We start from the raw sequence: 26,068 nt of genomic DNA, 5'->3' as shown, positions 1-26,068 counted from the left end.
AGCCATCGGCCATTTCCTTAGAAAGGAGGTGATCCAGCCGCACCTTCCGATACGGCTACCTTGTTACGACTTCACCCCAATCATCTGTCCCACCTTAGGCGGCTGGCTCCATAAAGGTTACCTCACCGACTTCGGGTGTTACAAACTCTCGTGGTGTGACGGGCGGTGTGTACAAGGCCCGGGAACGTATTCACCGCGGCATGCTGATCCGCGATTACTAGCGATTCCAGCTTCATGTAGGCGAGTTGCAGCCTACAATCCGAACTGAGAACGATTTTATGGGATTAGCTCCACCTCGCGGTCTCGCTGCCCTTTGTATCGTCCATTGTAGCACGTGTGTAGCCCAGGTCATAAGGGGCATGATGATTTGACGTCATCCCCACCTTCCTCCGGTTTGTCACCGGCAGTCACCTTAGAGTGCCCAACTGAATGCTGGCAACTAAGATCAAGGGTTGCGCTCGTTGCGGGACTTAACCCAACATCTCACGACACGAGCTGACGACAACCATGCACCACCTGTCACCACTGTCCCCGAAGGGAAAAGTCTATCTCTAGACCGGGCAGTGGGATGTCAAGACCTGGTAAGGTTCTTCGCGTTGCTTCGAATTAAACCACATGCTCCACCGCTTGTGCGGGCCCCCGTCAATTCCTTTGAGTTTCAGCCTTGCGGCCGTACTCCCCAGGCGGAGTGCTTAATGCGTTAGCTGCAGCACTGAGGGGCGGAAACCCCCCAACACTTAGCACTCATCGTTTACGGCGTGGACTACCAGGGTATCTAATCCTGTTTGCTCCCCACGCTTTCGCGCCTCAGTGTCAGTTACAGGCCAGAAAGTCGCCTTCGCCACTGGTGTTCCTCCACATATCTACGCATTTCACCGCTACACGTGGAATTCCACTTTCCTCTCCTGCACTCAAGTTCCCCAGTTTCCAATGACCCTCCCCGGTTGAGCCGGGGGCTTTCACATCAGACTTAAGGAACCACCTGCGCGCGCTTTACGCCCAATAATTCCGGACAACGCTTGCCACCTACGTATTACCGCGGCTGCTGGCACGTAGTTAGCCGTGGCTTTCTGGTTAGGTACCGTCAAGGTACGAGCAGTTACTCTCGTACGTGTTCTTCCCTAACAACAGAGTTTTACGATCCGAAAACCTTCTTCACTCACGCGGCGTTGCTCCGTCAGACTTTCGTCCATTGCGGAAGATTCCCTACTGCTGCCTCCCGTAGGAGTCTGGGCCGTGTCTCAGTCCCAGTGTGGCCGATCACCCTCTCAGGTCGGCTACGCATCGTCGCCTTGGTGAGCCGTTACCTCACCAACTAGCTAATGCGCCGCGGGCTCATCCGTAAGTGATAGCCGAAACCATCTTTCAGCCGGCTCTCAGGAGAGAGCCGGAATTATCCGGTATTAGCCCCGGTTTCCCGGAGTTATCCCAGTCTTACGGGCAGATTGCCCACGTGTTACTCACCCGTCCGCCGCTAATCGTTTGGAGCAAGCTCCAAACGATCCGCTCGACTTGCATGTATTAGGCACGCCGCCAGCGTTCGTCCTGAGCCAGGATCAAACTCTCCGTAAAGTGTTTGAAAAGCTCATTTGTTTCATTTAAATCAAGAATTAACGTTGACGTTTTTGGTTGTTTAGTTTTCAAGGTTCAAGGTGTTTCACTTGCGTGTTGCTCTCTCAAGCGACTTGATCATCATACCATTTTTTCGAATATCATGTCAACAGTTTTTTATTAATCTTTCAAACTGTCTTATTAAGCCTGCTCAAAAGCGACGCTTATTAATATATCACCGTAAATTATATTGGTCAATACCTTTGAAGAAAAAAGATATTTTACCCTTCTGCTTCATATGCTTTAAAAAATGGCTGGCAGCGAAGGAGATATGAGTATGGGAAACCACTTTTTTAAGAAGGGCTTTGAAACCGGGATTATTCTGATTGTAATTACGTTAGTCATCATGTTGATTCCTTCACCCCCCAGTGTCATGAGGGTAACTGGGGTTTGGCCATCGCCGGGCATCGTGTATAAAGGAAATGACGGAGTCGCCCTGACCTTCAACATTGAGCTTGGCGAAGAGTCGGTCCTGTGGCTTCTTGAGGAGCTTGAAAAAGAAGGCATTAAAAAAGCTGCTTTCTTCCTCGATCCGGCGTGGGTGGACCGCCAAAAAGATGTAGTCAAAGAAATTCAGCTCGCCGGTTATGACGTTGGCATTTATGATATTCATCCATCGCGGTTTGAATCACTGGAAAGCGGGGAGGTTGAAAAGCATCTCCAGGATTTGCGCGCTCTCTATGAAGAGCATAATCTTGATGCCGCCTATTATCGTACGAAGGACGAGCTTTTGCCTCCTTCTATTATTAAGGCTATGGCTAAGGAGGATTTTATTGTGGTCAGTCATCTTGTGACCGGTGAGGAACTTACTGCCAAAAAAGCAAGTTCGTTAAAAGGGGCTGTCGTTGAGCTTGAGGTTCCGAATAAGCTTGAGGATATGAAAAGCAGCTGGAAGAAATGGAGTGAAGCGTTAAACGGGAGTGAACACAATTATGTTTCGATCCTTGAATTGCTGGCTTCTTCTGACAGCAAGATTCGTTTAATTGACTAAGCTTTAAAAGCTTTAAAATGGCGAACTGAGCAGGTAACTTAGTTCGCCTTCTAATGGATTTGTAGTGATTGAATTACTTAGGATACCTCAGCTTGTCCCATTGTCTTTTCGTTTCCTCTTTGTTGTATTTTTCACTACTCTCCCTATTAATCTTATACAACTCTTCATAGGAATCTGCAGGAGTTACATCTAGTCCACTCAATGAGTCTTCGAGGGAGGACTTATTGTTGGCCAATTCCCGATAAAAGATTTGTTGATCCTTGGTAAGCTTCTTCCAAAGCTGTAAATCCTTCATATGCCTAATCCATTCATTCAAAACGGTTGAATGCTTCACCACATCCTGAAGCAGGAGATATTGCAATATGTTCATGCGTGTGGCTGAGTCGTGGGAAAATGTTACATCATCCCCTGTAATTCTTTTCGTCTCGTCTCTCATTTTGAATACGTGGTCAAAAAAAGAGTTGTATGCCTCATTAAACTCTAATTGTTTTTTGTAAATTGATGTAATTAGCTCTTCTCCATCCCGAAGCTCTTCCCGGTTTGCCTCTTCGATTATTTTTAAAGGTTCAGTATAAAATTCAAAAGCAATACGAGACCTGTCAGTTGCGTCGGCAAGTATATTCTCAAGCAAAACATAAAAGAGGTATAAATGCTTATGAGCTTCAATTGCCTCTTCTCGAGAGCCTTCTCCCTTTGATAGTACAGCACACGCTTTTACGCGTTTATTAATTTTATAGAGAACGAAATAATAAACATCATTAGGGCCTACCCAAGGAATCGGATTCACTTCAATTTCTTCTCTCCACTTTTTGTGCTTTTTTGCTTTAGCTTCAATAAAAGGTATCTCTTCGCCCATCTCACAAGGTCCTCACTCATCATAGTCTCACGAATTAGGTATAAAAACGGACCAAGTGTTGTTTCCAACCACTCAGTCCGCTCCAATCTTTTTAAGGATAACGAAGCTCGTTCCATTGCTTCTGTTTTTCCTTTTCATTCTTTTCCAGATTTATTTCTTGGCTTAATTTGAACATTTCTTCGTACGTATCCGCCTGGGGAATTCCCAGCCCGTCGATAGATGCTTGTAAGGAGGCTTTATTTTCCGCTAAATTAGTATAAAAGATTTGCTGATCCTTCGACAGCTTGTCCCACAGCTGAAGGTTTTTCATATTAAGAATCCATTCATTTAAAGTAGCCGAGTGGTCTACCGCTTCCTTAATGTGAAGGTATTGAAGAAGGTTGATTCTGGTAGAAGCATTTCTAGCAATCTCTACATCTTCAGTTGTTATTTTTTTCGTAACCTCCCGCATATGGCTTAAGTGATCAAAGAAACCTTCATATGCTTCTGTAAAATCAAGCTGAATTTGATACAGAGAGCTAATCAGTTCTTTCCCGGGAGCCAGTTTTTCTTCCTGCTCCTTTTCCATAAGCTCTAAAGGCTCTGAATAGAACTCCGGTGCAATTCTAGCTCTTTCAGAACCGCTTGCATGAATATTTTCCAGGAGGCCATAAAAATAAAAGAGATGATGAAAAGCATCTTCGAACTCACTTTGTGAGCCTTCTCCCTTTGAAATCACTGCGACACCTTTTACATCATTTTTAATCTTATAGACGACATTATAATAAACATCTTTGCTGCCTACCCAAGGAAATGGGTAGACATCAATTTTTTCTCGCCATTTTTTATACTTCTTAGCTTTTAATTCAATCTGGTTGATCTCTCCACTCATCTTCTCACATCCAAATCGTTTAGTTGGACTAATTGTATCATTCAGGCTTGATTATTTTCCTCCAAAAAAGCTTTTAATGCCGTCCCAGCTTTCCTTAACCTTCTCTTTTCCTTTATTGAAAGTATCGACAGCTAAATCCTTCGTCGCTTTTACAGGATCGTTTTTAAAATCATTGCCGAATTTTTTTACACCTTCCCAATTATCTGCAAAGAATTTAACTCCTTTTGAAACTCCCCATACAACAGCACCACCAACGATCATCGCAGAGCCCACAGCCTGTCCGCCAGGAATGGCTGCTGCGATTACACCAGCATTCATAAGGGTATCTCCGAATGAAGCAGTGGTATCAGCAACCGCTGAAACTTTCTCCGTGGTCGGAGCATCAGAGGTCAGGGTTTTATACGCATCTATACCCTTCGTAGTAGTATCATAGATGCCAAATGCTGCACCTGCACCTGCAGTTACAAGGTTTAGTTTTGAAACTGCCCCCATGGATGTTGCAGCACTCGCAACATCTGTAACACTATCAACACTATTCCCCAACCTGGCGAGGTCACCGGCAGTACCGGCTGCATTCCCAATCTGTTCCGCATTTCGTGCTGTTTGGAATGCATTGTAAGCCTCATATCCGTCTTTAATAGTGGAGACCGTTGTTTGAGTATCATCAATAAAATCGATAACCGGATTATCACCAATACCAAGTCTCAGACCATTCAGTAAGACATTCCCCATGAAACCGCCGGAATCACGAAAGGAGAAATCGTCCCCTTTTTCCAGAAAGGTACCGACCATGTTAACCTGACCCATGATGACATCATTTACCACATAATCTGAAACATCGCGCATATCCGGTGTATTGTTGTCTGGAGTAGAATTTGCTCCGCTGGCAACAACCCCTAGTGCAGGTGGGGTTAACAGGCTTGAGCCAGCTCCCTGCCCGTTCCGAATCGTTCCGTCAGGTCCAAAAACCGGACCCATTCCCGATTCATTAGGACCGCCGGCAAATTGATTTCCATTCCATCCGGGCGGAGGCGTTCCAGTTCCAGCCCAGCCCATTCCCGGAGCTAACGGGGTACCAGCCCAGCCATTTCCGGGTCCTAATGGAGAACCAGCCCAGCCGTTCCCCGGACCTAATGGAGAGCCTGTCCAGCCATTCCCAGGCCCTAGCGGATTCCCAATCCATGAATTACCGTCCCAGCCATTGCCCGGAGCAAGTGGATCTCCTGTCCATCCATTACCCGGAGCTCCTGGAGTCCCTGTCCAGGTATTCCCATCCCAGCCATTAGGGGGAGGAGTCGCATTGGGATTCCAGGGAGACATTGACCACGGTACTCCCTGCCAATCAACTCCATTAAAGTTATTTCCATTGGTTGCATTACCCTGCCAGGTGTTGCCTGACCAGGTATTTCCCTCCCAAGGATCTCCGCTCCAGGTAGTGCCTTCCCATGGGTTTCCGGACCATGTGTTTCCGGACCAGGTATTACCCTGCCATGTGTTCCCTGACCATGTGTTCCCTGACCATGTGTTCCCTGACCAGGGGTTTACGGCAGCTGAACCGACAGAATATAAGAATGATTGGAAGACCATCAGTAGAATCGTGACAACGGCGAAGGTTTGCTTAATAAATCGTTTCATATTTCTCCTCCCTTTCAGCTATTTTCTGCTGCTGCATTTTCAACAGATAATAGACCAAGCTCGTTTCTCCATTTTCCTGTCAGGGATGCCAGCATTAAATAAAAAAGTGGAAAAAAGATTGTGTTGATAAATAGATTAATAATGACAATCGCCAGATAAGACGTTGTAATCGACATAATCATGGTTTGAATAAAAAAGGAGATGATCAGCTCCCCTATCCCAAATGTCATAATTAAAAGAACGATTTTCCAATGATTCTTTTTGAAGATTTGGACACTTTCCTTCATGCATTTCCAAACGGACTTTTCTTCGATTACCGCAATGATCGGCGCGCTTATGTACATCGCTAATAAGATTAGGCCGGGAAGAAAGAAAAGACCAAATCCAATCGTTACAATTACACTTAAGAAGACGGCAAAAACAAAAAAGTGAAAAGCACGTATCGTGAATTGAAGCATTGCCTTTCTGAGCGCTTTATCTTCTCCTGCTTCCTCATAATGCCAGAAATAAAGGAAAGGGATTTGTGCAAATAAAAACAGCAAAAGAATCAGCATTGCATTGAAGATATCTCCAGTGGAAAATTGTCCACTGAACGTTGGCGTTACGGCATAAATATAATTAGCCAGAAAAAAGTGTACGAGTAATAACGGCAGTTGAACCATTAGGATCAGGAGCAGGATTCGCTCATATCGCTGGCTGAAAAATGAAAATGCTGACCGTATGGGGTGTTCCATTTTTATCCCTCCTTAACGGGCTCCTTGCTCAAGCTGCGTTAAATGATTTTTCCTTATCATCGGAAGCGCTACTCCTACCGCTATTGCAGTAAAGGGGAACCCTCCATCGCCAAGCAGCCATTCGCCCACTGTAACAGGTACAAAGATTACGTAAAAAAAGATCATTAAAAACAAATAAATCCGTTTCCATCGTTTATGTTTTTTCATTAGTATCTCTCCTTACTCAAGTGAATAGGTTTGGTTGTTCCAGTCCAACTCTTTTAAAAATTGAATTTCAGGTCCTGCTGAAGCTTTCGTTAAATTCTCTGACAGCCCGGCGAAGAAGCCGTCATAATCGACTGGGTCTGCCTTGTGGGTTGCTTTAACCCTGATCTGTCCATCATCGAAAAAAGTGATAGTTGCTCCTTCAAGCGTGCCTCCATTGGATAAAATCACCTGCCGGGCGATTTCCCGCATTCTAAGCGACCAGTCATACTGGAGCTCTTCTTCAATTTTTTCTCTTAACAAATCATCCCCAAGACCGCTTGTAATTTCATCGGTCAGTACATTATCCATGGCTTTGTTTTGAATTTCATTGATGGTATAACCGCTCATCTCCCCTTGTGCTAAACGCTGAATCTCTTTATCTATCTTTTCCTGAATCGATTCAGGATATTTATCCACGATGCCAATAATTTCAGATTCATAGTCTTCGATGACCTGCGGAAGATGGCTGTACAGCTCAGCGGTGGCGGCAAGGCTTGCCTGCTGAGCTGTGGAGGCAGCCTGTTCTTTTACCACAAGTGCTCCTGCCAAATTGATGACCAACACAAACATGACCATCATGACTGAGGTTAGCCCCAGAACAAAGATAATTGTATTGCCCTTCTGGTTTTGAATTATACTCTTCCACTTTTTCATCGAATCACCTTGCCTGTGGTATCTGCTGTATAGGAGACGGTTGGTTTTCCACCCGGAAAGAAGGCAGAAGGTAAAAACACCATGTCGATTCGGATCGTAACGGAGGCTGTAAATTGATCGGTTCCTGAGATCGGGGCACCCCCAAAGCTTACATGACTTCCGCCTGCCTGAATGATTGACTCCGCTGCCTGTGAAGCTTCTCCTGCTTCTGCCGTAACGGAGTACACCTTTGCTGCTTCATTTACAGCAGAGTGTGCCAGAATCAGTCCGTGCGCTCCGGCAATTAACTGCCAGACGAATAATAAGACAAAAAATACGAGTGGAACAATTCCTATAAATTCAATGGTGGCAGATCCTCTTTCATCTAAGACATGTTTTTTTTGTTTTTCCATCGCCAGCTCCTCCTTCCCGGGGCTTTTAATCTGCTGTGAAGCCTCCGCTTTCCCATCCATCTTTATTGAAACGGCTGGAAAAGCGGGAGCTTCCCGTTATTCCTCATCAGGATATCGCTCTTCAAGCTTCTGTCTCATACTATCCAGGCCTTCCTTCTGTGCTTCCTTCAGTTCATCCCGTAGATCATTCCTAATCCCTGAGGTAATGGGTTCAAGTTCTCTTTGCCTGTCTCTTAAGGCCATCTTATGATCATAGGTAATGATTTCTTCATTTTCCAGATAATCAAGAGCTCTTCCGAGATTTAAATTAAGGTTAGTTGAAGCAGAGGACCATTGATTGTAAAACTTTGTGATCGCCTTTGAGCTATCGATCGAATCCCGGGTAATTTCCTTGTCCGCGTCTCTTTTCCATTGCTCCCACCGTTTCAGAACTTCATCGGAGTGATTAAATTCTTCCTTCAATTCATCAGCGTTGTTCACATTGGAAAACATTCCATTCGCTTCTTTTGCTACTTCCTGAAGCTGTCTTTGTGCATCGGCATCCGCATTAAACCCGATGACATTGATGATCGGAGATATATTACTTTCAGCGAAGCTTTTTGCCACCGCAACCGGATCACCATCACATGTTTCAATACCGTCACTTACTAAGTAAATTAAATTGGTGTTTTCTTCACCATCCAGTCCCTCGAAGCTCTCTTTTGCTGACTCAAGTGCCCCTGCTACAGGCGTCCAGCCGGCCGGCTCAAAGCGATCAAGGGCATTTGCAAACTCTGCTTCATCGTAGCTGCTTCGCTCGTAAACCTCTTCGATGACACTGCATGATTTTTCCTTGTCCTCATCAGAGCCTGTTCCTTCATGTCCGTATACACGGAGCGAAACATTAGCTTCTTCCGGAACAGACGAAAGGAATGAGGTTATTTCGCGTTTCGCCAGCTCCATTCTTGTTTCTTCTCCTGCGTAGGCAGCCATCGAGCCGCTTGCATCAAGAATGACTTCGATATTATAGTTTTCTTTAAAACTGTAACGAGGGTCCGCTTCCGGTGTTCCAGAAAGTTCAAACGTCAAAAAATCCAAAACATCCTTAGGATCTGGAAAGCTGTTTTTAACTAAAGAATAGAGATAAGTAAAGTAAGCATCCAGCTCTTCCTCTGTTGGTTCCTCCGGCAGTCGCGGGAAATCTCCGTATTCCTCAATCAGTAGTTTATGACTTTCATCCCGATCCAAATGGTGAAGATTTATCCCGTTTAAGGAGCCGACTTCCTGATTAATGACTTCCTGAACAGTTTCAGGAGGCGCATCTAAATTCATTTGTTCGACAAGAGTAACGATGTCCTCCTGATTACTGTCTTCTTCTGCAACATCATCGGATGTTCCATCTGATTCGGGCTCTTCTGCTGGAGTATCCTGTTCCTCAGGAGCTTCCGGATTCTGCTGTGCTTCATCGTTTTGACATGCTACTAAAGCGATACTTAGCAGAGCGATTAAAAGCCCTCTTGCTTTTCTCATGTAATATCCTCCTGTCATACATCTGCCCATACTCGTTTACTTGATAGTAGACGGAAAAATATAAGTCTTTCTAATCCTCAACGCGATGCCAAGGCTCCCACCAACTCTTATTTCGTTCACCCCTTAGCTCGTTCCTGACTCCTGAACTAAAGCTCGAACATTTTTAAACAGGGCGATAGAAAGCCTTTTAATTGAATCCCTTATTTGTCCTCCTATCGCGCTGTCTGTTTATCCGATCCCGTTTATGAATTCATTAAATTTATCAACTAGCGTTTGTCCAAAATCCCCACCACTAAATGCTTGTGAAACAACGCCTACAAGAATAACGATAACCGCGGCAATCCCAATCCACTCAAGTGTTTGTGAACCTCTTTCCTCTTTCAGTTTACCTGTAAGCAGCATCATAAATTGTAGGTACCATTCGTTTAGTTTTTTCATTTTCATTTCCTCCTAAAAGTTTAATAGATTAAAGATACTATTTTCGCCATAAATCATATTCAACAGCATAAGACCGGCGATCATTAAAATACAGACTGGTGCGACGATAAAGGTAGTGACCATTGTGACTTTAGGTGATGCTTTGGCTGCCAGCTCCTTGACCTTTTCCTGTCGCAGCTGCCGCATGTCTACCGCCTGGACGTTAAAGGTAGTTGCTACCGGCACCCCAAGCTTTAAGCCCTGCAAAAGCGACTTGATCAGCTGCTGGAATTCCTCGTTGCTGTTTCGGTCGAGCAGGTTGCGATACGCCCTTTCACGATGAACGCCTAAGTCAATTTCCTGATTGAAGCGGGTAAATTCTTCTCTGATCGGTCCGTCGAAAAAACGAATCACCTCCCTTAATGCCTGATCCAGGCTTACCCCTGCCTGAAGGCTTGTACTAATGGTGTCCAGAAAATCCGGCAAATCAAGCCGGATGGCTTCCTGGCGCTTTTTCACTTGCTGCTTAATCACGATAATCGGCAGAAAATACCCTGCCAGCGGAAGTAAAATGAGTCCAAATTGCGAAAAGGGAAAGCCAAGAATGAAAAAGAACATTGCCGCAAAAAAGCCTATCGTTAAAAAGAGCATTTTCATTCCCTGAAACCTTGCCACTGAGAGCTCGTAGCGGTTCCCTGATTTCTTCAGCCAGTTTTCCACATCGAGATTTTCACTGAAGAAATTGATTCGCTGGCCAAGATCGGCAAATTCATCCGCATATTTGGTCACCTTGTCAATAAACCCTGCCCGCTGCTTTCTTTTTTTCTCCTTTTTTTCAAATCCATCCACCAGTGTGACATCGGAGACATGAACGAGGAGCTCTCTTTTTTCGTTTAAGTACACTGACCAGTTCCTGAGTCCTAATACCACTAAAAACCAAAAGACAATGACACAAAATATAATTAAGGCATCCACCTTTATCACCTACACTTTAATATTCGTAATCTTTCTAATCAGGAAAAAGGATAAAATGATGCCAGAACCAAACAGCACCAGAATGATGATACCGGGCCCGGTCGTTAATGGATCTGTAAAGCCTTCAACAATATTGTTCATCATGAGAAGGATAAAGATCGGCATAGCCGGCACGATTAAGGAGATGAAACGCTGTTCTGATGTCATGGTGCGAATCGTTTGGTGCAAAACCTTTCTTTCCTCAAGCGTATTCGACATCGTTTCTAGAGTGGATGCCAGGTTGCCGCCTGTTTTCTTTTGAATCAGCAGCGTCGCAGCAAACAGCTGAAAATCTCTTGAGGTATTCCGAGTCTGAACTTTTCTTAGCACCTGCTCGAGCGGAACCCCGAGTTTTAGTTCGTAGGACATCCGCTTGAACTCGTCCTTTGCCGGTGCATTAATTTCCCTTGCCACAAGATCGATTCCCTGTGAAATGGTCATACCTGATTTGGCTGCATTCGCGAGCAGCCTGCATATTTCACTCAGCTGCTCATTGAATCTTTCCTCAAACCGGTTCTTTCGAAGGTAAAAAAGAAGAAAATGACTCGCTCCAAGAATTCCTGCTGTTAGGAGCAAAGTGAATAACAGCGTTAGATTGAACACCATATTAAAAAGGACGAAAAATACCAGTACGCCAAGAACATGGATCCCGAGATACTCTGAAGGCAGAAGAGCTAAATTGGCGGTTTGAAGCTTTTGGTGAAGCTTGGCGGAGGATGGGGATGCATCGTACTTATCCCCCCAGACACTGATCGCGCTTTTCCGCTTTTCCTCCGGATACCATTTTCTAACCTTCTTTTTCCACTCCTGCTTTTTGCGCCTGTAATCTAAAAACGAATAGGCTGTAAAGATGAGGCATAAAAAGGCGCCTGCCATAATGGCTGCAATTCCTAAGTCCATGAAGGCTCACCTTCTCTCTCAAACATCCTCGGATCGAGCTTGATCCCAAACATTTTCAAGCGGTCCAGGCAGGCTGGGATGTAGCCGGTTGGTTCAAAATGACCAAGCACCTCGCCATCCTTTCCGGTTCCCGTACGTTTAAAGATGAAGACGTCCCGGATTTTCACCTGATTATCATCGGTTACGAACACTTCAGAAATATTAACGATCTTCCGCTTCCCGTCTCCCAGTCGTTCTGCCTGAATAATAAAATCCAGTGCGCCGACAATGTACTCCCGAATGATGTGGGTGGGCAGGTCCATTCCTGCCATGACGACCATTCCTTCAACCCTGTTAATGGCATCTGTTGGAGAATTGGAGTGAACGGTTGTGAGCGAGCCTTCATGTCCTGTATTCATCGCCTGGAGCATATCAAAGGCTTCAGCCCCCCGTACCTCACCGACGATAATTCTGTCCGGTCTCATACGCAGTGCGTTTTTTACGAGCTGCCGGATGGACACCTCACCAGTACCTTCCACGTTAGGCGGCCTTGCTTCCATTCCTACTACGCTGCCTCTATTTAACCGAAGCTCTGCTGAATCCTCAATCGTGATAACACGTTCCTTCAGCGGAATGGATTTTGCGACTGCATTTAGCAGGGTTGTTTTCCCGCTTCCTGTACCGCCTGAGATCAAAATGTTGGTTTTCGCTTCTACAATTGCCTGCATAAATTCTGCCATACGCTCATCCAGTGATTGAAAGAGGAGCAGATCATTCATTTCAAACGGCTCTTTGCGGAACTTCCGGATTGAAATGAGTGTGCCATTCAAACTGATCGGCGGGATAACGGCATTTACACGGCTTCCATCCGGCAGTCGCGCATCTACCATTGGAGAGCTTTCATCAATTCTCCTGCCAAGCGGAGCAATGACCCGGTCTACAATATGGCGGACATGATCATCGTCTTTAAACGTTACTGAGGATGGCTCAAGCTGCCCGTTTTTCTCAACAAAGACTTCCTTTGGCCCATTTACTAGAATCTCAGTAATACTCGTATCCTTTAACAGCTGTTCAAGGGGACCAAAGCCGACACTCTCATCAATAAGCCTTGAAAGCAGCGTTTCCCGCTCGTTTCTTGGAATGACGACCTTTTCCTCGAGCATAAATTGATTAATGAGCCTTTCTATCGAGGTTCGCCGCTCATGCTCTTCAGATGCCGTTAACTGCTCAAGATTTGTTTCAGCCAGGAGACGTGTTTTATAATGCTCCAGAAGCTCTTCCAGATAAGGCGTCATGATTGAATGCTTTGTTTCAGTAGTAAAGGTTTCTTTTTCCTCCTGCTGCTTTTTTCGTTGAAAAAGTGCCATCCGTTATCCTCCTTTCCCCCATTTTCATTTCAGCATCGAGCGTACCCATTTTCGAATATCCTTTGCTGCCGGGATGAGCTTTTTTTCCTTTACTTCTTTTCGGATCGGCTGCCCCTTATTAATCGCTGCCTGAACTCCTTTTATATCTCTTCTGACCTCGGCTGCAACCGGATAGGAGACAAACCGTTCCAGGTCTTTTTTAGACAGCTCATTTTCTCTTCCAGCTTCATTAATGACGAGCTCAAGACGCCCATCCACCGGTATGCCAAGCTTTTGAAACAGCTCTTCTACATGCTTCATTACGCGGATAGAAGGTGTATCAAGCATGGTGGTGTAATAAATTTTGTCCGCTTCAATCAATGCACCGTATGATCTTTCATCAATTCCTGCCGGCAGATCGACAATAATAAAATCGTAGGTTCTTCTGCAGGCCCGGAGCAGCTTGGTTACAAACTCCTCTGTCAGGCGCTCTGCCACCTCTGCATCTCTTGGGCTGATCAGCAGGTCCATTTTGGAAAAACGCTCTTTTTCAGATACATTTCTCAGATGATGCTCACTGATTTCGTTAATAACAGGTTCGAAATCCAGAATTGTTCGGTTAGCTTCGACGCCAAGAAAGGTTTCTCCGCCTCCGAATTGAAGATTTAAATCAATATAAACAACCTGTGCGGTGGATTCTAGCTTTAAAGTTTGGGCAAATGAAGTGCTGAGAAAGGTTTTGCCGCTGCCGCCTTTTCCGCTGTAAAAGGCAAAAACCTTTCCGCTCCCACGCTTGAAGGTGGTCTTTTTTTCAGTTGATTCCTCCGCATCCGCTCTGGACACGATATTTAAAATCCTGTCTTCAAAGCCATCCCCATCCTCTGGAAATACGAGATAGTCAGTGGCGCCAGCCCGCACAAGATTACGAAACAGCTCAAAATCATGAAGCTCATGAATAAAAATGATTGGAATTCCCTGTGTTTCAAATTGGATGTATTGAACTCTTTCAAGGTTGTTATCATCTTTATGTAAAAGAAGGATGATTTTCGGATCCTTATTTTTCAGCTCTGAACGAAGATGAGCCGAGTCAAGAAAGTCATAGTTAATGTCATTTGAAAGGTGCTCCTGAACGGATGTTAAAAGCATCCCTTCCTGGCCAATGATTAAAATATCAGATTGCTTCATATGAACGCTCCTTACCCCGTGAATTAGGACTCATCTTCATCTTTTTTCTCATCCTCTTTTTTCTCATCCTCTTCCTCTTTCTTCTCTTCCTGCTTCTCTTCTTCTTTTTGTTCTTCAGGCTGCTCTGCAGCTTCTTCCTCTGCTGGTTCAGCAGTCTCCTCTGCTTCATCAACAGCCTCCGCTACACCCTGCGAGAGACCAACATTGGCTTTTACGATCCTCACGCTGTCTGCGTAGTTTTGCATATGAATGAGCTCTGGCGCTTCCTCAAGTGCGATTTCCACCTGAATTCCGGAAAAGCTGCCATCCTCCTTTGCCACCTTGGCCACTTTTACATCACGCATAAAAATCTCGGTTTTATTTCCTTCATCTGTTCGGGTGGAAACTATAACGTCAACCCTGTCGAGCGCCTCAAGCTGTTCATCAAAGAACACCCGCTCAGAGGATAAAAGCGTGACGAGCCGGTTGTTTTCTTCCGTTACAGCGGACGCTTCCTTTAGCATATTTCGTGTAAGGACATCCCCGGCAGAAAGCGGGATAACAGAAACCTTATTGACCAGATCCTCTGTATTTACGATGTGCTCATCGGTTACGTATTTTTGAGGGATGCTTTGAATGGTAATGTCGTCAGGGGTGATCACGCTTCTTGATGAGATATCTGTGCCTGCCACATATACATTTACCATCGTTCCTAAATCGGTGTTTAGCTCTCTCACTTTTTGAAGAGTAAGATACCCGGCAGCTGCCGCAAGCAGCAAAGCCAGCAATAAAAAGATAATGGCTCTTCTTTTCGACTCGATCATGCTCTATTGCCTCTTTTCTTTTCAAATAGTTGTACATCATTAAATAAATGGAAATGAATAAGGTGAAACTGTTCATATAGTTATTTACTTATACGTAATAAGTGCTAAAACAAAGCGTGTGATGAATTGCCTATCATGTTTTTATAAAAAATAGGCAATGCTGTCAAATGGAGTAGAATCTGATCGAAATTCACCCCCCACTAAAGTCACACACCAACCGATTTAAAGTAAAATAAACCGTGACCTACTAACGAGTTCATTTAGAATATTTTCAGGAGAATAGTTCTTATTTTCATCACTTCCCTTCAAAATTCTATTTTTAGTATTACAAAAATTACAATTTACAGGACAAAAGACTCTTTTTATAACGTAAAGGTATCTCAAATTAAGACTATTTGAATCAAAAATATTATTTTTGAATATTAAAAAAATAAAACCTAGCTATTAAATACCCATAAATTTATTCTGAAAACAAATTTAAACAATTTTATGGAACCATTTTACGAGGGATTTACATTATTTTGTGTTTATATGTGTTAAACATCGTCATGAAGGTAACTAGGTCTTTTGAAACGCATAAAAAATTGGTAATGTTTTATAAGAAGAAGAAAGTACAGCTGAGTGGTATAACCAAAATAAAACCAGGAGTGAACCCCCCTGGTTTTTAAGAACATTTTTATTCATTTTATAAGTTTCCTGTTATAAAGCTCCCGTTCAGCAATCAACGGAACGAGATTATCAAAAATATGCGTATCTTCTTTATAAACGGAGTAGCCTCCCTTGTATTGACCTTCTTTGAGCTGAAACTTATTCATTTCATTAAATAGCTGTAAAGCAAGTGCATCATCATTCACTTGTAAGCTGTACAAGATCAGCCATCCATAGATAGCAGGTGACTCGTAGTCTACAGCCGGTTTCTCACTGTGTCTATTGTATTGACCGTAAATTACGCCGTGTTTATCAAACTGCTCCTTAATAAATGAGTGGAATGTATTCGTCGAGTAGCCTCTTTTTGCCCGATAATAGGCTACTAAAGATTGATCAATGAGATTGATGGTGTCATCAAATTGATACTCCCTTGTTTGGACATTATACGATTTAGGAAAAAAAACACGTTGAGGCTCTGCATTTTCTAAAATGAGCAGCATATCGTTAAGCATTTTGTTATCCATGATCTGCTCAGTTTCAAGCACAGCCAGGGATTCAGGTTCGACGTAGGATAAAGTAATAATCCGGCTCTTATACCTTATTTTTTTATCATAAAAGTCGGTTAAGATTCCTTTATAGGCATTATTTTCAACCAAATAGTTACTGACAGAACGAGCGGTGTTTTTATAGACCGGCCTATTCCACAATTCAGCTGCCTGAAACAGGGCGGAGGCGATTCTCAAATCATCTACCAATGCATTTGCCCAAACCTCTTTTTCTCCATCTTCTGTTAATTTCCAATAAACAAATCCTTTTTCGTCTAGAAAAAGATGAATCAATTGATCATACGCTTCCTCAAATAACTTCGCATCCTTTTTTTCAATCGCATACTCCATCCACAAGCCTAATGTTTCTGATAAGGCTTCTCTTCCCTTTACCAAATCCTCATCGACAAGCTTTCCTTCCTGAATATAAGTTGCCAGCGTACCGTTCTCATTCCTCAGCCATTCTTCTATAAATTCTTCTCCCGCAAATCTTTGTTCATTTTGTGTCCGGTTAAATAATATAAACAGCATCAAACTAATCATGACCAAAAGGGCACTGATGTACATCACTTTTCTTTTCACCCCTTCACCCTGACTTAACTGCTCCATTTGAGCGTGAATAATAAGGATTAATAGGTTCGTTCATATTACACACCGGGGCTTTCGTGCTATAGATCATCATAATTTTCATCCTCTACACTCCTTAAAGGTGTAATGACCATGAGCTATGCAGAATGATTGTTCTTTGCGGGCTGTTTAAACCGTTGTGTTTTATACCATTTCGCTTCCTGCTTGAATAGAACCCGTTTTACTTCTAAAAAAGATGCGTATGCCACAAGGAAAATCCACATCTGAGAATACGTAAGATACATGAATAGGACGAGAATAAAGTTTTTCAACGTAAGCTGATGTTTTTCCATACTGAGTGCCAGGCAGACCTCTGTGAGAAAGAGAAGAAAACCCACAATTAATAATGCAATCGAAATCTTGCCAATCGATAATTGAAGATCGGTTATAAGATTGACAACAAAGATTCCATGCGAAAGGAGCACTCCGCCAAAAAACAAGTAGTAAGTAAATAAGAAATAACTAATATCAATTAATACCTTTTTGTTTTTGAGTTTATGCATCGTAAACAAATACTTAAAGATCACATATAGATTACCCCGCGCCCACCTGGTTCTTTGCCTCCACCAGACCTTTAAGGTTTCTGGCTCCTGCTCCCAGGTAACTGCTGCCGGGAAAAAACGAATATAATACCCCATATTGTAAACGCGAATGCTCAGTTCTGTGTCTTCGGAGAGAGCTTTTTCATCCCAGCCCCCAATTTCATCAAGGATCGAGCGGCGAATAGCAAAATTTGTACCGGGTATGGTCGCCATTTTGAACCAAAACCAGCGTCCAGCTTGAGCAAGCCATTGGAAGGTAAGTGTTTCAATATTAATTAAACGGGTTAGAATGTTTTTGTTGGCATTTACGACCCTAAACTTTCCAACCATCGCTCCTGCTTTAGGGTCGTTTTTCAGGCCAAGCGCAAGGTAACGAATGGCATCTGGCTCAGGAGTATTATCGGCATCATAGACGGCAATAATATCGCCGGTAGAAGCAAGCAGTCCTTGATTAAGGGCACCGGATTTTCCTTTTCCTGCATGAGGCGGCTTCGTATGGACTGCGTGAATGAATGAGTATTTTTTTGCATACCTGTCAACTATTTTACCGGTGTCATCACTGGAATTATCGTTAACTATAATGACTTCAAGCTTATCTTTAGGATAATGCAGCCGAATCATTGACCGAATCGTTTCTTCAATCACCACTTCTTCGTTATGTGCAGGAATTAAAATACTTACCTTGGGGAATTCCTCACCTGTAGTTGAAATCTTTTTCTCAAACTCCCGATACTTTAGTGAATGAAAATAACCGCCAATCATAAGAAATGCATGATAGAACAGCATGATCCAGATTAAAAAAAGTGATGTATATAATATAAAATCAGCCATTAAAATCACCCTTCCATTTTTGTACTCCTGGTTTGAAGATGAATAGTAAACACTACGAATAGCCATACAGCTACTCCTCCTAAAATCGCCATTCCCCATATCGCTGTTTTAAGAAATCCTTTAATATGGTACATAGAAAAATCCCAGGAAGTCATAAGTAGTGCACCGTTTTTTACATCGGCAATGACCTCCCCGTTTATTGTATAAATGCTGACGTTATCCGCTTGAACACTTATATCTCTTTGTTTTAAATCGATCCATTCTAAATGAGGGATCCTTTCCATTTCATTCAGTACGTCATAAAGACCCTCTGACCCAAGATAAGGGTGATAAAATGCAGCTGCAATTCCATTTTCAGTCATCTGAATTCTTTCTGATTTCGACTGAATGTCTTTCAGTGAATTAGGGTTATCTTCCTCTATAAAACCTAGCGTCTCAGGTAAAAGCTCCATTCCATTTAAGAAGGATGGGGTGCTTATATAAGGGGTTCCGTCCATCGTCCTCCAGTCCTCATCACTTAGTTGCACCTGGCCAACGTAGGTTGAAAAATAGTCGGATACAACCTGATACCCATTTTGCGACATCGTGTAATGCGGCGCTTCAAAAGCTAAAGGATGCAGCCCGTAGTTCACGAGTTCCTGAATGCCCCTTGTTAATTTGGTTTGAATATACTCCCGCTCGAATTGCTTAAGGCCATCCATATATTTCTCATACTCTTCAGCTGTTTTAAATTCGCTTTTCTCTTTTAAATTGAACTCCTCGTCTGAAGATGCATAAACCGGCAAATTATTTTCAACATCCCAAAACTCAAAACCTTCTCCCGTTTCACTCGAGCGATATTGATGAGTGTAGCCGTGGAGCACAATGCTGGCTCCATCTTTCTGCATTTGTTTCAGCACTTTCAGCAGGGCTGGTGAGTCTGAGAAATAATGCTTTTCCCCTGTTTGAGGGCTAGTGTAAACCGGGATGACAGCAATCATGTAGGGAATGTTTTTACCCTTTAAAATTTCTGCAATTTCCTGTAACGGAACAGGGTCCACAAGCGGGTGCACATCCTCTAAACGAAGATAGGCGGGCCGAGAAGAGGATCTCTCCCCTGTTTCAAATAAAGTATGTAAAATCTCTCCTAGAAAAATTGTTTCGTTTAGCGCAATGTCATCGATGGCAAAATAATAGTGGTTTTGATTTTTAACAAGAATGGGTTCAATTGAGTCCTCATATCCTTTAGTGGCTTCGACTAAAATCTCTGTATTTCCCTTTATATTCACCTTAATTGCTTTACCATAAGACGCATTTAGCAACGTATTCGGATCATTAGTAAAGTAGAGCTGGTCAATGGCAATTTCCCCGTGCGATTGAATGAAGTCAAAATGTGCACCAAGCTGTTCAGTGTTATAGCCTATGGCTAAAAACGGACCGGTGTATTCTTCCAGCAGAGCAGGGAAAGTTTCAGGAAGACGGCTTTTTTTCTGCCCGTAATAAATTAGATGCGTGGCATTTTCCAGATCCTTTTTCTCCACTTCTGCACTGCTAATGAAGGTTATATCTTTTGAGAAATGACCAAGCAGCATATCAAGCTGCCGCTGATATTCATTAATTTCGTTTTCCTTTGAAGTATAGACAACAACAATCTTAGCTTGTTCCTCCTTAACCTCAGCAATGCTCTGTGGTGTAGAAAGAAAAATAGAAAACAACAGTGTGATGATAAAAGCTGCCGCCAGGCACTTTCTTTTAGTCGTTTTACTATTATTCATTTTCATTCCTCCCATGCAGTCTTAATTTTCTGTAGCGAAGCGAGCTAGTTGCTTAACAAAGAAAACAATAATTCTTTATTAAGAACTTTTTTCCCATACTAAGCCCATAAAGTGCCATAGCACTGAATTTCATAAGAAGTGATGACGAATTATCCCTTTTCATCTCCTTTCTAGGCAGCGCACCAAAAAATTTTAGAATAAAATCGTTCCTTATAAAGAACATTTTGCTCCATGAGTATAACATAGATTACTATATTCATTTATAGGTATATATAACTAAATATTCTTTATTAAGAACATATAAGTGAATACTTTTACATAAATGGCCTCCAAAGAATTTCTATTATTTTGTCGAATAATCACCTTTTAACGGCTCTGACTGAGGAATAAACATTTTATTCCATACTTATTTACCATTTACTATAATTCTCAGCCAGTTTAACTTCATTGTTTTCTAAAAAACTAAAAAGTTACAGAACAAAAAAAGATCCCCTGTTTGGAGATCTTCTTTTAAGCCTCTATTTCGCTGCTGCATTTTGCCTTGCAGCTTTACGGGCAAGCCGCTCTTCACGTTCTTTAACAGAACGCTGATTATATTTTGGAAGCGACAGTATTTGGTACGCATTGGTCGCCATCAGCGTGAACATAATCGTGATAAGCCAGTAGCCCTCATTGCTTCTCAAAACCGGAAGCCATTCAAGGGTGGTAACAACGACCATAAAAAAGAGTGCAGATGGAAAAAGTGATTTGCTTGCCTGTCTTGTTTTCAGATAAGCAACAAGCAGCCCTACGGATAAAAGAAAGCCTGCTAAGCCGATGTAAGGAAGCAACGACTCTCCTTGCCCTGCAAATGTAGTGAACCTGAAATAAACTAAATCAAATATAACAAATGCAACAAGCACGAGTTGCACAGCATTCCATAATTTTAGTGAGCGGAATATGCTCAGTCCAAATTGGTGGATTGTAAGGTAGGCAAAGTAACCCATTTGGCTCAGTACACTGAATGTCATCCCTACTCCAACCATCCAGACAATAACAGACATTACCTCAACGATATCCTGGCCGTTTAATAAGTTCATCAGCTCATTCCAGCGAACGGCAATGCCAACAATTCCTGTTGTTACACCGCCTACGAGCAGTGTCATGAAAAAAAATCGAATCCAACTTCGGATAGTCACGTATTTATCCCCCAGCAATTAATTTACAAACTCTCCTTCGATTGTACCAATCACCATTTGAAAAATCCATGACTACGTTGTGAACACGAATATTTTACCCCGGAATGCAAAAGCTATAAGTAGAAATTTGATGTTTGGGGGTGAAGAGGTATGAAAAAATTATTCATGCTAGGGATAGCATTTACCATAATTCTGTCATTATCCGCATGCGGAGGCGGCGAAAAAGCCGCAAGCTATGACGAAACAAAGCAAATGGTCATTGATTTACTTAAAACAAACGAAGGCAAAAAAGCTGTTCAGGAGTTCCTGTCGGATGAAGAAATAAAAAAAGAACTTGTTTTAGATCAGGATGTTGTAAAGAAAACCATCGACTCCAAGCTCCTGTCAGACGAAGGCAAGCAGTTCTGGGAAAAAACCTTTAAAGATCCTGCGTTTGCAGAGGTTTTAGCCAAAAGCATGCATAAGCAAAATGAAGAACTCCTTAAAGGTCTCATGCAGGATCCGGATTATCAGGCCATGATGCTTGAACTTCTAAAGGATCCATCCATTCAGGAGCAGACCTTAAATTTATTGAACAGTCAAAAATTCCGTGAAGAAACAAAAAAACAGATGATTGAAGTCATGAACAGTCCCCTCGTTCAAAAAGAGCTGCAGGATATTCTTCTTGAAGCAGCAAAAAAAATAGGTGAGGGAGAGCCTTCCGGCGGCACTCAAGGCGGTGGTGCTGGAGGTGCTGGCGGCGGTGACAGCGGCACTGGCGGAGCCGACGATACAGGCTCCGGCGGCAGCGGTGAAGGTGATGGCAGTAATGGTGGTGGTGCATAGCAATAAAAAACGAGCATAAAACCTTCGTGGTTTTATGCTCGTTTCTTTCTTATCAATCGTTTTTTACGTTCGTTCGATTACCTGTTGAGCGATACCGGCATAGATTTTACCGAGCTCATGGTCCTCCCCGTAAACGGAAGGGGCAAAATCATTTTCGTCCCAATCAGGCTGACGCAGCGGCAGCTTCCCAAGGAGATCTGTACGAAGCTCATCTGCAAGCTTTTCTCCTCCTCCCTGGCCAAAGACGTATTCACGTTCTCCTGTTTTCTTACTTTCGTAATAAGACATATTCTCTACCACACCAAGAATGGAATGGTCTGTCTGCAGCGCCATCGCACCAGCTCGTGCTGCTACAAATGCCGCTGTTGGGTGAGGGGTTGTCACAATAATTTCCTTACTTGACGGCAAAAGGGCGTGGACATCGAGCGCGACATCCCCAGTGCCCGGCGGCAGATCAAGCAATAAATAATCAAGCTCTCCCCACTCAACTTCTGTGAAGAAGCTGTTCAGCATTTTTCCAAGCATCGGTCCGCGCCAAATAACCGGAGCATTGTCCTCTACAAAAAAGGCCATGGAAATTACCTGAACACCAAACCGGTCGACCGGGATAATCCGCTCTCCCCGAACAACAGGACGCTTATTAATACCCATCATATCCGGCACACTAAAACCGTAAATATCCGCATCAATTAAGCCGACCTTTTTGCCTGCGCGTGCTAAAGCAACTGCTAAATTAACGGATACCGTAGATTTTCCGACGCCGCCTTTTCCGCTGGCAATTGCAATAAACTGAACCTTATTGTTAGGAGAAAGCAAATTATCCTCTACAGCGTCTCCCTGTGTTCCTCTGAACTGCTCGAGTGCCTCAGGAGGAAGCTCAGTGAAACGAATGCCCACTGTATCTGCTCCTGCTCCTTTTAGCGCCTCAACCACAGCCATCTGCAGCTGCATTTGTTCAGGCGTGCCTGTTTTTGCTAAAGCAATTTTGACACTTACATGGTTCTTTTCTTCTTTAATGGAAATTTCAACAATCCCGCCGGTTTCAGCGAGTGTTGTATGTAGGATCGGATCTTGCATTGAGCCGATGAGTTCATGGACCTGTTGTTCTGTAATCAAATCTGACACCCCTTCATTGAATTCGTTTACATTCTATGTCAGTATAACATAGGGCTTTTCGAATGTCTGTGAAGGGAGCCTGCCGTTTTTTTACTGCCTAATATTCCTCCACTATGGTTTCTTCATCGGAATAATGACGTAAGATGCCAAGATAAATGGATGCTGCGACACTCTGCTGATATTCATCCTGCAGGAGCCAGTACCTCTCTTCAGGATTTGACAAAAATCCTGCCTCTACCAAAATTCCTGGCGTTTTCGCATGACTAAGCACATAAATCCCGTCAATTGGCTTGGCTCTGCGGTCATTTTTCGGCAGATGACGTACGAGCTCGTGCTGAACAAAGCGGGCAATCCGCTCGTTATCATCATGATAATTTGTATAAAAGGTTTGGGCGCCGCTCCATTGCGTCTGAGGAATCGCATTTAAATGGATACTGATGAACAAATCATTATCCTTGTCGTTTAGAAGGTCAAGGCGATGCTTTAAGTCCTCCCGCTTTCGATTTCTATATCCTTTTGTAGCCTCATCAGCAAGATCCATATCCTTTTCTCGTGTCAGCTTCACAATAGCACCCTGTTCTTCTAAGTAAGCCTGGAGCTGTCTTGAGATCGTCAGCGTCAGATTCTTTTCCAGGATCGTTTCATAGGATGCTCCGCCGTCTGCTCCCCCATGGCCCGGATCAATGACGATCACCTTGCCGGCAAGGGGCATTCTCCACTCCTGAATGGTATTGACCACCACACGGTCAACCCGCAGCCCCAACACGACAGCTGCCACTGCTATCATAACCACAAGTGAAATGATCTTCTTTTTCATTAAACGCCCACCTGCCATTTTGAAGGATGGACTAGTATATGCTTGTCTTACTTTATGTAGAAGCGGATCTCAAGCTCCCGCTTCTTCCCGCAGGAGTCGCCGCCTTACGCTCCGTTCACCTCACGTTTATAAAACAATGGTTTTGTCTCAGCCTCTTTATAACCCAGCCATTTTACCATCCAAATTCATTTTATTCCTGTCCCTGTCTTACTAATCGCAGTCCGTTTAAAATCACTAAAATCGTTGACCCTTCATGAAACAGGACAGCTGTAGGCAAATTTAACAAGCCGAAAAGGTTTAATATGACCAGTACAATAATTACCGCAATTGAAAAGAAAACATTCGCTGAAATAATTCGATTCAGCTTATGGCTGAGTTTAAAACTTGAGAATAATTTGGATAAATCATTTTTCACGATAACAACATCCGCTGACTCCATGGCAACAGAGGATCCGCTCCCCATTGCAATACCGATATCTGCGTTTGCGAGTGCCGGAGCATCGTTGATCCCGTCCCCGATCATCCCAACTACTTTGTTCTTCTCCTTGCTGTTATGAATAAATTTAATTTTATCCTCCGGCAGGAGTGATGCAACGTAATGACTAATCCCTACCTCATCGGCAACTTTTTTTGCTGCCTTTTCATTATCCCCGGTTAACAAAGTAACCTCTACACCCTCCCGTTGAAATCCGGAAATAGCCGGTGCGGATTCTTTACGGACCTGGTCTGAAAGCGACAAATAGCCGATAATTATATGATCTTTTCCTACAAGGATCGTTGTATTGCCTGCTGTTTCTTTACTGCGGTAATGAGCGGGATCTTCATAGCCCTCAAAAGCAGCAGGTTTCCCCACTTTAATATCGCCTTTTCTAACCCCGGAGCCGGCCGCTTCCTCGACAGGCTGTGTCTGATCAACCAAATCAAGGTTTAACTCCTTAAATGCAGCGACAATTGCCTCGGCGATTGGATGGCTGGATTGCTGCTCCATATACACCACTTCCGCTAAACTGGCTTCATCCACTTCATAATCCACCACTTTAAAATCACCCATTGTAATGGTCCCAGTTTTGTCACTGTACAGAATATCCATCGTACTAAGGGCTTCCATCGCCGCTCCGCCTTTAAACAGCACACCATTTTTTGCTCCATTGCTAATGGCGCTTAGTGTAGCAGGTGTAACAGAAGCGACTAATGCACACGGACTGGCGACTGTCAGCAGGACCATCCCTCTGTAAAAGGCCTCCTGAAACGTAAAACCGTTAACTAAATACAGGATGGCGATAAAAATCGGAACAGCGAGCAAGACGCCAATGACATATTTCGATTCAATCCGGTCGATAAATTTAGAAATGTTAGAGGGTCTATTTTGTGCTTCTTCAACCATTCGAATAATGTTTGAAAAAACCGTTTCACTGCTTCGTTTATTCACTTTCAGATAAAAAACATTCCCCTCATTAATCGTTCCGGCAAATACTTCAGCCCCGTCTTCTTTTTCAACAGGAACCGCTTCGCCCGTTAAAGCAGATTCGTTGACCATCGTGTTTCGATCCGTAAACCCATCAATCGGAATTTGTTCTCCTTTCGATACAACCACCATGTCCCCAAGCTCCAAACGTTCAGTCGGAACCTCAACGACTTCTCCACTTTCCTTTAACACATGAGCGGTAGAAGGAACCTGAGACATTAATTCCGATATCGCTTTTGTTGATTTGTTTGAGGCATAATCCTCCAGCGCTTCTGCACCGGCAAAAATCAACAGTAAAACAGCCGCTTCAGATTCATAATTAATCGAAACAGCTCCAATTGCCGCGAGCAGCATTAACAAATCCACATTGGGCGATTTTGATTTAACGGTCTCAACGACCGCTTCTTTTGCAGTAAAAAAACCTAAGAAGAAAATGGCAATATAAAATAAAAATGGACTATAACCCTCATTAACTCCTGCGAAGATAAATCCAAATCCAGTGAATAAAATACCAACCAGAAGAAATTGACCCTGGAGAGTCTTCATCAAATAGCGCAGCATTCTCAATTCACCTACT

General features: G+C 43.4%; 23 protein-coding genes and 1 rRNA gene. 2 read left to right on the top strand and 22 right to left on the bottom strand.

Translation table 11 applies throughout. From position 1 onward, the window contains the following. Positions 1-21: 21 nt before the first annotated feature. A 16S ribosomal RNA gene (locus C4B60_RS20295) occupies positions 22-1,572 on the bottom strand. Between the two features lie 316 nt (positions 1,573-1,888). Between C4B60_RS20295 and C4B60_RS20290 the strand changes: the two genes are divergently transcribed. Continuing rightward, positions 1,889-2,602 (top strand): polysaccharide deacetylase family protein, encoded by a 714-nt coding sequence (locus C4B60_RS20290; RefSeq protein ID WP_104059789.1) that lies wholly within the window; start codon positions 1,889-1,891, stop codon positions 2,600-2,602. A gap of 73 nt (positions 2,603-2,675) precedes the next feature. Here the strand turns inward: C4B60_RS20290 and C4B60_RS20285 are convergent, their stop codons facing one another. The 18 genes from C4B60_RS20285 to C4B60_RS20200 all read right to left on the bottom strand — a co-directional run bounded on the left by C4B60_RS20285 (position 2,676) and on the right by C4B60_RS20200 (position 21,268). After that, the gene (locus C4B60_RS20285; protein WP_104059788.1) at positions 2,676-3,458 is read right to left on the bottom strand and encodes a hypothetical protein; all 783 of its coding nucleotides are present in this window, start codon (positions 3,456-3,458) and stop codon (positions 2,676-2,678) included. A 91-nt stretch (positions 3,459-3,549) separates the two neighbouring features. Continuing rightward, a complete protein-coding gene (locus C4B60_RS20280; protein WP_104059787.1) occupies positions 3,550-4,329 on the bottom strand; it encodes a hypothetical protein in 780 nt (259 codons plus the stop codon). 51 nt (positions 4,330-4,380) lie between these two features. Beyond that, on the bottom strand, positions 4,381-5,964 hold the full coding sequence (locus tag C4B60_RS20275; protein ID WP_104059786.1) for a hypothetical protein: 1,584 nt from the start codon (positions 5,962-5,964) through the stop codon (positions 4,381-4,383). A gap of 14 nt (positions 5,965-5,978) precedes the next feature. Beyond that, positions 5,979-6,698: a YciC family protein gene (locus C4B60_RS20270; protein WP_104059785.1), complete on the bottom strand. Its 720-nt coding sequence runs from the start codon at positions 6,696-6,698 to the stop codon at positions 5,979-5,981. Positions 6,699-6,710: 12 nt separating this feature from the next. Next, positions 6,711-6,905 carry a hypothetical protein gene (locus tag C4B60_RS20265; RefSeq protein WP_104059784.1) on the bottom strand — a complete coding sequence of 65 codons (195 nt, stop codon included), beginning with the start codon at positions 6,903-6,905 and terminating at the stop codon, positions 6,711-6,713. Positions 6,906-6,917: 12 nt separating this feature from the next. Next, the gene (locus tag C4B60_RS20260) at positions 6,918-7,598 is read right to left on the bottom strand and encodes a Tad domain-containing protein (protein ID WP_104059783.1); all 681 of its coding nucleotides are present in this window, start codon (positions 7,596-7,598) and stop codon (positions 6,918-6,920) included. Next, entirely contained in the window at positions 7,595-7,990 is a 396-nt protein-coding gene (locus C4B60_RS20255; RefSeq protein WP_167578720.1) for a TadE family protein, read from the bottom strand. The genes C4B60_RS20260 and C4B60_RS20255 overlap by 4 nt, the downstream gene beginning before the upstream one ends. Positions 7,991-8,086: 96 nt before the next feature. Beyond that, positions 8,087-9,499, bottom strand: a complete 1,413-nt coding sequence (locus C4B60_RS20250) for a vWA domain-containing protein (protein WP_167578719.1) — start codon at positions 9,497-9,499, stop codon at positions 8,087-8,089. Between the two features lie 228 nt (positions 9,500-9,727). Next, positions 9,728-9,937, bottom strand: a complete 210-nt coding sequence (locus C4B60_RS20245; protein ID WP_104059780.1) for a hypothetical protein — start codon at positions 9,935-9,937, stop codon at positions 9,728-9,730. 12 nt (positions 9,938-9,949) lie between these two features. Then, complete coding sequence (locus C4B60_RS20240) at positions 9,950-10,891, bottom strand: type II secretion system F family protein (protein WP_104059779.1); 942 nt, start codon at positions 10,889-10,891, stop codon at positions 9,950-9,952. Positions 10,892-10,900: 9 nt separating this feature from the next. After that, the gene (locus tag C4B60_RS20235; protein WP_245154064.1) at positions 10,901-11,830 is read right to left on the bottom strand and encodes a type II secretion system F family protein; all 930 of its coding nucleotides are present in this window, start codon (positions 11,828-11,830) and stop codon (positions 10,901-10,903) included. Further along, the gene (locus C4B60_RS20230) at positions 11,821-13,176 is read right to left on the bottom strand and encodes a TadA family conjugal transfer-associated ATPase (protein ID WP_104059778.1); all 1,356 of its coding nucleotides are present in this window, start codon (positions 13,174-13,176) and stop codon (positions 11,821-11,823) included. The genes C4B60_RS20235 and C4B60_RS20230 overlap by 10 nt, the downstream gene beginning before the upstream one ends. Positions 13,177-13,200: 24 nt before the next feature. Next, positions 13,201-14,340, bottom strand: a complete 1,140-nt coding sequence (locus C4B60_RS20225) for a CpaE/TadZ family protein (RefSeq protein ID WP_104059777.1) — start codon at positions 14,338-14,340, stop codon at positions 13,201-13,203. Positions 14,341-14,363: 23 nt separating this feature from the next. Then, a complete protein-coding gene (locus C4B60_RS20220) occupies positions 14,364-15,143 on the bottom strand; it encodes an SAF domain-containing protein (RefSeq protein ID WP_104059776.1) in 780 nt (259 codons plus the stop codon). A 680-nt stretch (positions 15,144-15,823) separates the two neighbouring features. Continuing rightward, positions 15,824-16,945: a glycosyl hydrolase family 8 gene (locus C4B60_RS20215; protein WP_135122149.1), complete on the bottom strand. Its 1,122-nt coding sequence runs from the start codon at positions 16,943-16,945 to the stop codon at positions 15,824-15,826. Positions 16,946-17,061: 116 nt separating this feature from the next. Further along, positions 17,062-18,336 carry a glycosyltransferase family 2 protein gene (locus C4B60_RS20210; RefSeq protein ID WP_104059793.1) on the bottom strand — a complete coding sequence of 425 codons (1,275 nt, stop codon included), beginning with the start codon at positions 18,334-18,336 and terminating at the stop codon, positions 17,062-17,064. 5 nt (positions 18,337-18,341) lie between these two features. Continuing rightward, the gene (locus tag C4B60_RS20205) at positions 18,342-20,090 is read right to left on the bottom strand and encodes a polysaccharide deacetylase family protein (RefSeq protein WP_167578718.1); all 1,749 of its coding nucleotides are present in this window, start codon (positions 20,088-20,090) and stop codon (positions 18,342-18,344) included. Between the two features lie 518 nt (positions 20,091-20,608). After that, positions 20,609-21,268: a KinB-signaling pathway activation protein gene (locus C4B60_RS20200; RefSeq protein WP_104059773.1), complete on the bottom strand. Its 660-nt coding sequence runs from the start codon at positions 21,266-21,268 to the stop codon at positions 20,609-20,611. Between the two features lie 150 nt (positions 21,269-21,418). Between C4B60_RS20200 and gerD the strand changes: the two genes are divergently transcribed. Next, positions 21,419-22,093, top strand: a complete 675-nt coding sequence (gene gerD / locus C4B60_RS20195; RefSeq protein ID WP_104059772.1) for a spore germination lipoprotein GerD — start codon at positions 21,419-21,421, stop codon at positions 22,091-22,093. 63 nt (positions 22,094-22,156) lie between these two features. Here gerD and C4B60_RS20190 read toward each other — a convergent pair whose 3' ends face one another. The 3 genes from C4B60_RS20190 to C4B60_RS20180 all read right to left on the bottom strand — a co-directional run bounded on the left by C4B60_RS20190 (position 22,157) and on the right by C4B60_RS20180 (position 26,052). Further along, complete coding sequence (locus C4B60_RS20190; RefSeq protein ID WP_104059771.1) at positions 22,157-23,209, bottom strand: P-loop NTPase; 1,053 nt, start codon at positions 23,207-23,209, stop codon at positions 22,157-22,159. Between the two features lie 97 nt (positions 23,210-23,306). Further along, positions 23,307-24,026, bottom strand: coding sequence for an N-acetylmuramoyl-L-alanine amidase CwlD (gene cwlD, locus C4B60_RS20185; RefSeq protein WP_104059770.1), 720 nt, complete (start codon positions 24,024-24,026; stop codon positions 23,307-23,309). A 190-nt stretch (positions 24,027-24,216) separates the two neighbouring features. After that, a complete protein-coding gene (locus tag C4B60_RS20180; RefSeq protein WP_104059769.1) occupies positions 24,217-26,052 on the bottom strand; it encodes a heavy metal translocating P-type ATPase in 1,836 nt (611 codons plus the stop codon). Positions 26,053-26,068: the final 16 nt, after the last annotated feature.

Origin of the sequence: Jeotgalibacillus proteolyticus (assembly GCF_002926065.1) — a bacterium.
In the GTDB taxonomy this organism is placed as follows: Bacteria; Bacillota; Bacilli; order Bacillales; family Jeotgalibacillaceae; genus Jeotgalibacillus; species Jeotgalibacillus proteolyticus.
The sequence above is the reverse complement of the archived record's forward strand: the minus strand, read 5'-3'. Positions and strand labels throughout refer to the sequence as shown.